The sequence below is a fragment of the Neorhizobium sp. NPDC001467 genome (assembly GCF_050275975.1).
Classification (GTDB): domain Bacteria; phylum Pseudomonadota; class Alphaproteobacteria; order Rhizobiales; family Rhizobiaceae; genus Neorhizobium.
In genome coordinates this window covers 44,504-54,256 of sequence record NZ_JBNNPS010000015.1, presented here as the reverse complement: position 1 = coordinate 54,256, position 9,753 = coordinate 44,504, and the positions used below count along the sequence as shown (strand labels likewise).

Sequence of the window (9,753 nt, the reverse complement as noted above, 5' to 3'; positions counted from 1 at the left end):
ATCCGATAGGCGCAAAATCTAACCAATCCCGCCAGACCAAGCTCGATGACGAAATACCATGGGATGCGCTGGTGTTTTCACACAGCCTCGGCCGAAAGCTGTCTTGGCAGCTTTGCGTCACCAGAAGACAAACGGGCCGGCCACTGGTAGGCTGCGTACAGTCACAAGGCTGCAAACCCTTTCCCGTCGGTGCCTTCAGATGGATTTGTCGAATGCATCCGCCTCGCTCTGAGTGGCGAATGTGAAAGTGACAATTTCGCTTTCATCGTCCTGGCGGATACCGATCGCAGTCACGATCAGCCGGGCGATCTCGTCCTGGGCTTCACTTCCTGAGCGAGACGATTTCACTGCCTTTTCGATGGCTGGGGCGAATATCTCGCTGATCAGGCCAAGCCGCATGTTGTGTTTCATGATGATATCCCGGTCCTCCATGATCGCCCATTGTTCGGCTTTCGGGATCTCGGCATTGTCCATGGCAGTCAGGGTCGCATTTGTCGCAAGCCTGATCGGACCCTCCTCCAGCCACCGTTCGATCATCTGCTGGAACTGCCGCATGCGGGCGGCCGGTATCGTTTTTTGTACAGTGGTCGACATCTGCATTCCTTTCTTACTGGCCATTCAGCCCGAAACCGTTTCTCGCGCTGAGGAACGCTTTCCGCAATGATCTACAATTTGCGCCAGAGGGTGAACGGGAGGCCCATTTCGTGCGCGCTCCTAGAACCTGTCCGAGCTTCAGTGCGGACAAACACTATATCCCAAACAAAAAAGCCGGGCGTCACCACCCGGCTTTTCAAAACTTCGCTCTGACCGATCCGATCAGTTCAGGCGCGTCTTCACCTGGGCGACGGCATCCGAAAACAGTCTGTCGCGGATGGCGGGGTCGGCCTTGGCAGCAATGACCTGTTCGGCGGCGGCGACCGCGAGATCGACGGCGGCAGCGCGCACCGAGCCGATCGCGTCGGCTTCCGCCTGGCGGATCTTCTGTTCCGACAGCGCGTTGCGGCGGGCGACGAATTCCTCCGTCTTCTGCTTGGCTTCGGCGGTCAGCGCTGCCGCTTCGCGTTCTGCGGCAGCAACGATATTGGCGGCGTCGGCTTCGGCTTCCTTGCGCTTCTGCTGGTATTCGGCAAGCAGCGCCTGGGCTTCTTCACGCAGACGCTTGGCTTCGTCCAGCTCTTCGCGGATGTTTGAGGCGCGCTCGTCAAGCGAGCGGCCCATCATGCCGGGAACCTTCAGATAGGCCACCAGCGCGAGGAAGAGGATAAGGCCGACGAGCGCGTAGAATGTTGCATCAAAAGCCATGGATCACGCTCCCTGCTTGGCGGCAGCAACCGCGGTCTTGATCTCGGTCTCGCTGGCGTTGCCTCCGATCAGCTGCTCGACGACTGCCGATGCGGTCTCCGAGGCGATATCGCTCACATTGGCAAAGGCGCTGGCCTTGATGCCGGCAATGCCGGCTTCGGCGGTTGCGAGCTTTTCGGCCAGTTCAGCTTCGATGGTGGCGCGGTCGGCAGCTGCCTTGGTCTTGGCGGCCTCGCGGGCGGCATCGGCGATGGATGCACCCTTGGCGCGGGCGGCAGCCAGTTCCTTTTCGTAGGTTTCGACGGCTGCCTCGGCCTCGGCCTGCAGACGGTTCGCCTCGGAAAGGTCGGCGGCGATCCGGTCATGGCGATCCGACAGGATGGCTGCCAGACGCGGACCGATAACCTTCTGCATGAGAAGGAAGAACACGCCGAAAGTGATGACCAGCCACAGAAGCTGCGACGCAAAATGGGTGCTGTCGAACGGCGGGAAAACGCCGCCGCCATGCGCCGCATCATGTGCAACGCCCGTTTCGGTATGCACGTCGCCCGCGGGAGCGGTGCCCGGTGCAGCCGGCGTCTGTGTGGCGTCCGGCGCGGTCTGCGCATGTGCCGGTGTCACGAACATCATCACCTCCAGGTGGAATTCGAATATCGAAGATGGCGGCCGCCCTCAAAGAGGCCGCCGCCATCCGAATGCATCAATTCGCCGCGTATCAGACTGCAAAGAGCAGCAGAAGCGCGATGAGCAGCGAGAAGATGCCCAGAGCTTCCGTAACGGCGAAGCCGAATACCAGACGGCCGAACTGGCTGTCAGCGGCAGACGGGTTGCGCAGGGCGCCCGACAGGTAGCTGCCGAAGATGTTGCCGAGGCCGAGGGCCGTGCCGGCCATACCAAAGCAAGCGAGACCTGCGCCGATGAACTTTGCTGCTTCCGCTTCCATGATGAACTCCTTCGAATGGGTGTTGCGGCTGATGACTGACGCCTTCAGGACGCCAATGGGTAGTTATCCTTAGTGCCCGCCGGGGTGAACTGCATCATTGAGGTACATGCATGTCAGCACCGCAAAGACATAGGCCTGGAGGAAGGCGACGAGGAATTCGAGACCGGTCAGTGCGACGGTCATGATGAGGGGCAGGACGGCGCCGCCGATACCGAGGGGCCCGAGGGCGCCGAGCGAAACGACAAAGCCTGCGAAAACCTTGAGCGTGATGTGACCTGCAAGCATGTTCGCGAAAAGACGAACGGAGAGCGAGATCGGACGCGACAGGAAGGAAATGATTTCGATGGCGACCACCAGCGGCAGAAGCACGCCGGGAATGCCGGAGGGCACGAAGACCTTGAGGAAGTGCAGACCGTGCTTGTAGAAACCGTAGACGAGAACCGTACCGATGACGAGGACCGCCAGCGCGAAGGTGACGATGATCTGGCTGGTGATGGTGAAGAAGTACGGGAACATGCCGAGCAGGTTTGCGGTCAGCACGAACATGAACAGCGAAAACACCAGCGGGAAGAATTTCATGCCATGGGAGCCTGCGCCTTCGCGCAGCATATTGGCGATGAATTCATAGGACATTTCGGCAACCGACTGCGCGCGGCCCGGGATCAGGCTCTTCGAGGCGGAAGCGAAATAGAGAAAGCCGGTCGCGACCGCGGCGGTGGCGACCATGAACAGCGATGCATTGGTGAACGACAGGTCGATGCCGCCGATCTCGATCGGAACGATCTTGGAGATCTGGAACTGATGGATCGGATCGTTTGCCACCGCTTGCCCTCTTCCTTCGCCGCGCATCGCGCGCGTTTTATTCTCTTTTCGAACGAAACGGCCTGGAAGCCGCCACTTTCAGTCCCTGTCCGCCCCGTTCTGGCCGGAAAAGGGTGACGGCGCCACCATTCCGACTGCACGCAGCACATTCAACACGCCGGCGCAGAAACCCAGAAGGAGCAGAATGATTAGCCCCCATGGCTTCGATGCCGGCCAAACCAGACCCAGGACATAGCCCAGCACGGCGCCGACAGCGATCGCAGCTATGAATTCGGAGGATATTTTCAGCCCCAGCGCCATGCCTTTGCGGCTCGCCTCGGACTGCTCTTCCCTCGCCACCCCTGCCGCGTCGTCGCTGCGCTTTTCCGCGAGTGCCGCGGTCAGGCGCTTTCGGCGCTGCTCCAGACCTTCGTCCCGGTCGTCCGTCATTCGCGTCGTCCTCTTGCCACCCCGCTGCCGGCAAGCCGATCAGAGATGCTTGAGCCCAAGGAAATCGCGCCTTCCGGCCCGTTTGAAGTCGCCGCAACATAGTTTTGCACGCCCTTATAGTCAAGGCGTTGCAGGCGCTTCATCCAGTACAAATTAACCGACTGAAATCAGCAGCTTAGCGGATAATGCACTCGGCTGGCGGAGAAAGGGAGGGGAATCGGTGCCGGCTCAGCTCCAGCCGCCGCCACGGGTGCGGTAGAAGACATGCAACCCGATACGGCCGAGCTTCTGCATGCTGCGGGCCCAGTTGGGCCGCACGTAAACGGCGTGATAATGGGTGGCGGAGCCGACTTCGGTGAGCCAGATCTTGCCGGCAGTGACGGCCATGGCGACCTCGCGGGCCATCTTCCAGTGCTCCTCGGAGCGGATGCGATCCTTGATATCGTCGCAGGCGAAGGAAAACTGGCAGCGGTTGCGCCAATCCTCGTTCTGGTAGACGACGCCGCAGATCGTGTCGGGATAGGCCGGGTTGCGCACGCGGTTGAGGATGACCTGGGCGACCGCGGCCTGGCCCTTGACCGATTCGCCGCGCGCCTCGAAATAAATGCCGGATGCAAGGCACTGCTGTTCCTTGGGCGAAAACGCCTCCGGCGGCAGCGGGGTGGCCGCCCAGGCGTGGTCCTTCGGTCCGATTTCTGGCACGAAGCGCCCGGCATTCGGATCGGATTTCGACGGATCGGTCAGGATCGCGTCGAAGGGCGACTGGCGCGAATAATCCGGGCGCGCGGGCGCATAGGCGGTGGCAAGGATATCCGGGTTGTCGTTGGTCACCAGCTTGGCGATCATCGGATCCAGCTGGGGATCGATCCGCTTGTCTTCCTTCTTGCGGAAATAGAAGGCGGCCAGCTCAACCGGCTTTTCGCCCGGCTTCGACTTGACGAAGGCAACCCGGTCGGCACTCTTTTCCGGCCGGCTCAACAGGTAGCTGGTGCGTTGCAGCACGGAGCCGGCGGTGAAGGCCTTAGGGGGCGCCATGCGCTCCACCGCCATGACGCGGCCTTTCTTGGCAGCGCGGTTCACGCGTTCCTCATCGGTCGTGCCGTCGCCGGGATTGTCCTTTTCCGCGTTCGGACGGCCATTGCCGACAAAGGCCACCTTGCGGCCATCGGGAAGCTGCATGCCGGCATCGCCCAGTGGCGAAGCGGCAGCGGGGAAAGCCAGTTCGGCATTGTGGATGGAGCCGGCCGGCGAGTTGGTCATCACCATGCGCCATTGCGCGCCGTCACGATCGAAGCCCGACAGAAGATCGGTGAGGTCGCCATGCGAGGGAACGGCAGGAAACACCAGCCAGGCGGCAAGGCCGAAAACGGCAGGCGAGGTCCACCCTTCCATGCGGAACGAGGACTTGCGACGCAAAACGCTGATCGAACGCAAAACCGGGTACTCCAAGACGGCAGGCCGCTGACGCAAGACACACAGGCAGCGAAGGCAAATCGATGACTTGAAGATGAATCATTAACCTTGATGAGGGGTTAACGGCACGGCTCGGCAGGCCCCGCGCAAGCGGGCATTTCAGCACATTCACATAAATGTCAGCGGGGATGTGACATCCGCGCCACGCCACCCCCGGATCGAAAACGCGGGAGATGATCGGCCGGCAATCGGCTCAGAGCCAGCCCTTCCAGCGGAAGAACAGGAAGGGGATGACGGCTGAAAGCACCATGCCGAACAGCGCCAGCGGATAGCCGAAGGTCCAGTCGAGTTCGGGCATGTGGCGGAAATTCATGCCGTAGATCGAGGCGACCAGGGTCGGCGGCAGGAAAACCACTGAGGCGATCGAAAAGATTTTGATGATGGCGTTCTGTTCGACGCTGATGAGGCCGAGCGAGGCATCGAGCAGGAAAGCAATATTGCCGGAAACGAAATTGGCGTGTTCCGACAGGGTGGCGATGTCCTGCGCCACGGTGCGGCACAAATCCTCGATTTCGGGATGGTGATGAATCTGCGGTACGTTGAGCAGGAAGGTCAACATGCGCGACAGCGATCCGAGACTATCGCGCACCTTGCTGATCAGCCGGTGGTGAGCGGCGATATCGGCGAGCTTGTCTTCGAGAAACTGCGGCGGCCGGCGGCTGGCGCGCGAGCGGAAGATTTCCTTGGACAGCGCATCGAGGCGCAACACCGCCGTTTCGAGAATTTCGGCGGTACGGTCGGCGATCGCTTCGAGCAGACGGGCGAGCAGCATCTTGCCCACCCAGGGCGCTTGCGCCGGCTGGCGACAGACGGCGGCCGCAAACAGCCTGAACGCCTTGGGATCGGCATAGCGCAGCGTGACAAGCCGTCCGCCGGTGAGGATGAAGGCGATATCGGTGATCTCAGGTGTGTCGCCATCTGCGCCGAAGACCAGCGAGGCCGTCATGTAGACGGCGTTCTTTTCGATATAAAGGCGGCTCGAAGGTTCGAAATCCTTTAGTTCCATCCGTGTGGGGATGCCTATGCCAAGCAGTTCCTCGACATGGCGATCCTCTTCCGGGGTCGGATCGACCATATCGAGCCAGACGATGTCCTCGGAAAGCGCCGGCGGATTATCCTCGACCGCAAGGGGCGCAACCGAACCGTGGGAATGATAGGCACTGATCAAGACGAAGTCTCCACGGCGTCACGGGATGTCAGGAACGGCAGGAAGCTGAAAAGAAGCGGCACGGTTCCGGTTTTCCGGCGCCCGACATGGATCGCAAACCTTTCGGTCGTCATCCTCGGGCTTGTCCCGAGGATCTGCAAGCGCATGATATCATTGTCGTGACTGGATCCTCGGGACAAGCCCGAGGACGACGGAATGATCGCTCGCAAAGCCCGTCGCCACGCTGGAAATCGGTTCCCACTGCCCGCCATGCCCTTACTCGAAGCGGATGGCAGGCGCCTTGCGCTGCGGCCGGCCGGAGACCTGCGCCCAGACGGCGGCGGCAATGTCCCGGTAGATGGCGGCCGAGGGACCTTCCGGCACGGAGGCGACCACCGGCGTACCGGCGTCGGAACGTTCGCGGATTTCCATCGTCAGCGGCACTTCGCCCAGAAAGGGCACGTCGATCCGCTCCGCTTCAGCCCTGGCACCGCCATGGCCGAAAATATTGTAGCGGTTGCCGGTATCGGGAGCGAGGAAATAGCTCATGTTCTCGACGATTCCGAGAATCGGGATCTCCACCTTGCGGAACATGTTGACCGCCTTGCGCGCGTCGATCAGCGCCAGATCCTGCGGGGTGGAGACGATGACGGCACCGGCGAGCGGCACCTGCTGCGCCATGGTCAGCTGCACATCACCGGTGCCGGGCGGCAGGTCGATCACCAGCACGTCGAGATCGCCCCAGGCCACCTCGCGCAGCATCTGCAGCAGCGCCGACTGAACCATCGGCCCGCGCCAGATCATCGCGGTTTCCTCATCCACCAGGAAACCCATCGACATGGTCTTGAGACCGTAATTCTGCATCGGCTTGATGTATTTGCCGTCGATCTGCTCGGGCCGTCCGGAAATCTGGAGAAGCCGCGGCACCGAAGGTCCGTAGATATCGGCATCGAGCAGGCCGACGCGCAGGCCATTGGCCAGAAGCCCGAGCGCCAGGTTGACGGCGGTGGTCGACTTGCCGACACCGCCCTTGCCCGACGCGACCGCAATGATGGCGCCGACCCCGGGCACGCCCTGTCTTGCCGGTTTCGGCGGAGTGGCGCCGGACGGAGAATGCGGGTGCGCGGAACCCGAACGCGGGGCCTGGCCGCCCTGCCCGGCAGCAGCGGCAGGCTGCGGCCGGGGCGGCGTCGGCGCGGCACCGGCCTTGCGGTCCGCCGTCAGCGTGGCGAGTACGCCCCTGACGCCGGGGATCGCCTTGACGATCTTTTCCGCGGCGGCGCGCATCGGCTCAAGTTCGCGCGCGCGTTCTGCCGGCACGCTGACCGAGAAATATACTTTCCCATCGGATATGAAGACATCCGACACCATGCCCAGCGAGACGATATCGCTTTCAAGATCGGGGCCGCGGACTTTCGACAGCGTCTCCAGAACCTGTTCCTTGGTGACGTCGGGCATGACCGCTCCTTCTTGTCTTCCGGCGAGGTTATCTTGCCGCACGCGGACAGGTCCGTCCGTCGCGACAGGCATTCGGCTTATAGGTCGTGATCGCCGGGAAGCAAATAAAGAGCGGCCGGAAAAAGAACCGCCGACGGTTGCTGCGCAAGGCCATCATGGCGCGCTTTCAACCGGCGGCGGTTTTTCTGGTATTGCGCCTCTTGGTGCGCTTGCAGTCCCCTCTGGACATGCCAGGAATAATGCAGGGAACGTGCCAGTTTGTACAAGAGCAAAAATAGCGTTCAGAATCATGCGGTTCGACCGCAGTGCCCGTCGCCCTGCGGCGACGGATGACGTCGGCATGCGCGCCGCGGCCGTTTTTTGAGCATATTGACGGGCGCGCCGCCGCGGCAATGGCGTCTATTTGATCAGGCCGGCCCGCAGCGCCTTCGCCACCGCCTGCGTGCGGTTGACGGTGTCGAGTTTCTTGGTGGCGCGGTTGAGATAATGGTTCACCGTATGCTCCGACAGGCCCAGGATACCGGCAATGTCGCTGCTGGTCTTGCCGGCGGCGGTCCAGTTCAGGCAGTCGAGTTCGCGGTCGCTCAGCTGCTCGGTCACGCGCACGTCGAGGCTGCGGATGTCCGACAGGCGGTCGAAGACGAGGATGGAAAGATAGGTCAGTTCCATCATCTGCTGGTGAGAAAAGGCTGGACCGTCACCGATGATCGACACGACGCCCCTGTTTCCGGAAATGTCGTGGACCGGGAAATAGCCGCCGCGCACCATGTTGTAGCGCTCGAACATCGCCTGCGCGGTGACATTGCCGCTGGTTCGGATCACCTGGTCGAGGTCGTAGGCGAAGGGGGCCGCGGTACCGCGCAACCTGCGTACCATCGTGCTGCCGGACAAAAGCTTGGCCTGATCGAATGCGCTGAGGAGTTCCGCGGGCCAATTGGTGATGATCGTATGGCCGGCCAGTTCCGTGGCGGTGGCCGATGGCAGGTTCATCACCATGAAGGCGCGCTGGCGATAGGTTTCTGTCACCCGCTTCATGAAGCGAAAAACGTCGAACTGTGTCTTGAGCGCAGGAATTTCGGCAGGATCGATGCCCAAGGCGGCCGAAGCGCCCAGATTTTCCGTATCCACGTGTCTCATTTTCTGTCTTTTCGCTGCAGCCGGGGCGGACGAAACCGCCGCCTTGCTCAAGCGCCCCCAATTCGACTGTCAGTCGTCCCGTTACGAAATCAGTATCAGTCTATCCGCAATAAGCTTCGACAATGATGACACTTGATTAGATTTGCAAACAATTGTTGTAAATTTCCCGTAAAAATACGGGAAATTGATCTTGGAGGTTAACGGCGCGGCGCAAGTCCGGCGGCCGCGTCGCGTGCAATCGCCGCCGCTGCCGCCAGAAGCGGCGCCGACCAGGTATCGAGCAGGCCATCGCTCACCCGGTAGGCCGGCGCCGTGACCGACACGCCCGCAACGATGTTTTGCTGCGGCACATGGATGGGCGCGGCCACGCAACGAATGCCGGACTGGTGTTCTTCGAGATCGTAGGCGAAACCGCGCAGGCGAATGGCGGCGATATCGCCCAGCAGCGCTGAAAGGTCGGCATGGGTGCTCGTCGTGAACCGCTCGAAACGCACGGGGCCCAGACGCTCCGCGATTTCCCCGTCCTCGAGCGCCGACAGCGCCGCCTTGCCGACCCCGGTGCAATAGGCCGGCGAGGCATTGCCGATCAGCGAATACATCCGTACCGCCTGGCGCGCCTCGACCTTGTCGAGATAGATCACCTCGGCACCGCGCAGGAGGGCCAGATGCACGGTCTCTCCGGTCGCCTCGTGCAGCGCCTGAAGATGGGCGGCGGCAAGACCGACAAATGCGTTGCGCGACCACGCCCGAGCAGCGAGCCGCAACAGGCGAAGGCCCGCCTCATAGGCCCCGTCGGCATTGATATCGAGCAGGCCCTCCTCGACCAGATGCCGGAGCTGGCGGTGAAGCGTGCCGCGTGGCTGGCCGGACAGGTTGAGGATATCGGTAAAGCGCAGCGGCTGCGGCGCATCCGCCACCATTTCGACAAGCGCCATCGCCTTGCCGAGCGTGCCGGTATCGCCGCTTTCCTTTCCCTGTTCGCTTCGCATGCCCTGTCGATTTTGCACTTGGTGGGCCTGCCTTCCCGCTTCACCCGTCGCTT

At 61.9% G+C, this 9,753-nt stretch carries 11 protein-coding genes; all 11 read right to left on the bottom strand.

The genetic code is table 11. From position 1 onward, the window contains the following. Positions 1 to 195: 195 nt before the first annotated feature. A complete protein-coding gene (locus ACQKKX_RS20200) occupies positions 196 to 594 on the bottom strand; it encodes a hypothetical protein (RefSeq protein WP_427573337.1) in 399 nt (132 codons plus the stop codon). A gap of 222 nt (positions 595 to 816) precedes the next feature. Next, positions 817 to 1,302: a F0F1 ATP synthase subunit B gene (locus ACQKKX_RS20195; protein WP_427573334.1), complete on the bottom strand. Its 486-nt coding sequence runs from the start codon at positions 1,300 to 1,302 to the stop codon at positions 817 to 819. Positions 1,303 to 1,305: 3 nt separating this feature from the next. Continuing rightward, positions 1,306 to 1,929 carry a F0F1 ATP synthase subunit B gene (locus tag ACQKKX_RS20190; protein ID WP_427573349.1) on the bottom strand — a complete coding sequence of 208 codons (624 nt, stop codon included), beginning with the start codon at positions 1,927 to 1,929 and terminating at the stop codon, positions 1,306 to 1,308. An 88-nt stretch (positions 1,930 to 2,017) separates the two neighbouring features. Further along, a complete protein-coding gene (locus ACQKKX_RS20185; protein ID WP_028750571.1) occupies positions 2,018 to 2,245 on the bottom strand; it encodes a F0F1 ATP synthase subunit C in 228 nt (75 codons plus the stop codon). A gap of 69 nt (positions 2,246 to 2,314) precedes the next feature. Then, complete coding sequence (locus ACQKKX_RS20180; RefSeq protein WP_427573330.1) at positions 2,315 to 3,067, bottom strand: F0F1 ATP synthase subunit A; 753 nt, start codon at positions 3,065 to 3,067, stop codon at positions 2,315 to 2,317. A gap of 78 nt (positions 3,068 to 3,145) precedes the next feature. Next, the gene (locus ACQKKX_RS20175; RefSeq protein ID WP_427573327.1) at positions 3,146 to 3,496 is read right to left on the bottom strand and encodes an AtpZ/AtpI family protein; all 351 of its coding nucleotides are present in this window, start codon (positions 3,494 to 3,496) and stop codon (positions 3,146 to 3,148) included. 228 nt (positions 3,497 to 3,724) lie between these two features. Continuing rightward, entirely contained in the window at positions 3,725 to 4,912 is a 1,188-nt protein-coding gene (locus tag ACQKKX_RS20170; protein ID WP_427573346.1) for a cell wall hydrolase, read from the bottom strand. A 250-nt stretch (positions 4,913 to 5,162) separates the two neighbouring features. Continuing rightward, positions 5,163 to 6,137 (bottom strand): magnesium transporter CorA family protein, encoded by a 975-nt coding sequence (locus tag ACQKKX_RS20165; RefSeq protein WP_427573324.1) that lies wholly within the window; start codon positions 6,135 to 6,137, stop codon positions 5,163 to 5,165. A gap of 255 nt (positions 6,138 to 6,392) precedes the next feature. Then, positions 6,393 to 7,574 (bottom strand): Mrp/NBP35 family ATP-binding protein, encoded by a 1,182-nt coding sequence (locus ACQKKX_RS20160; RefSeq protein WP_427573322.1) that lies wholly within the window; start codon positions 7,572 to 7,574, stop codon positions 6,393 to 6,395. A gap of 399 nt (positions 7,575 to 7,973) precedes the next feature. After that, positions 7,974 to 8,711: a helix-turn-helix transcriptional regulator gene (locus ACQKKX_RS20155; protein WP_427573319.1), complete on the bottom strand. Its 738-nt coding sequence runs from the start codon at positions 8,709 to 8,711 to the stop codon at positions 7,974 to 7,976. A gap of 197 nt (positions 8,712 to 8,908) precedes the next feature. Beyond that, the gene (locus ACQKKX_RS20150) at positions 8,909 to 9,700 is read right to left on the bottom strand and encodes an IclR family transcriptional regulator (protein ID WP_427573316.1); all 792 of its coding nucleotides are present in this window, start codon (positions 9,698 to 9,700) and stop codon (positions 8,909 to 8,911) included. Between the last annotated feature and the right edge of the window lie 53 nt (positions 9,701 to 9,753).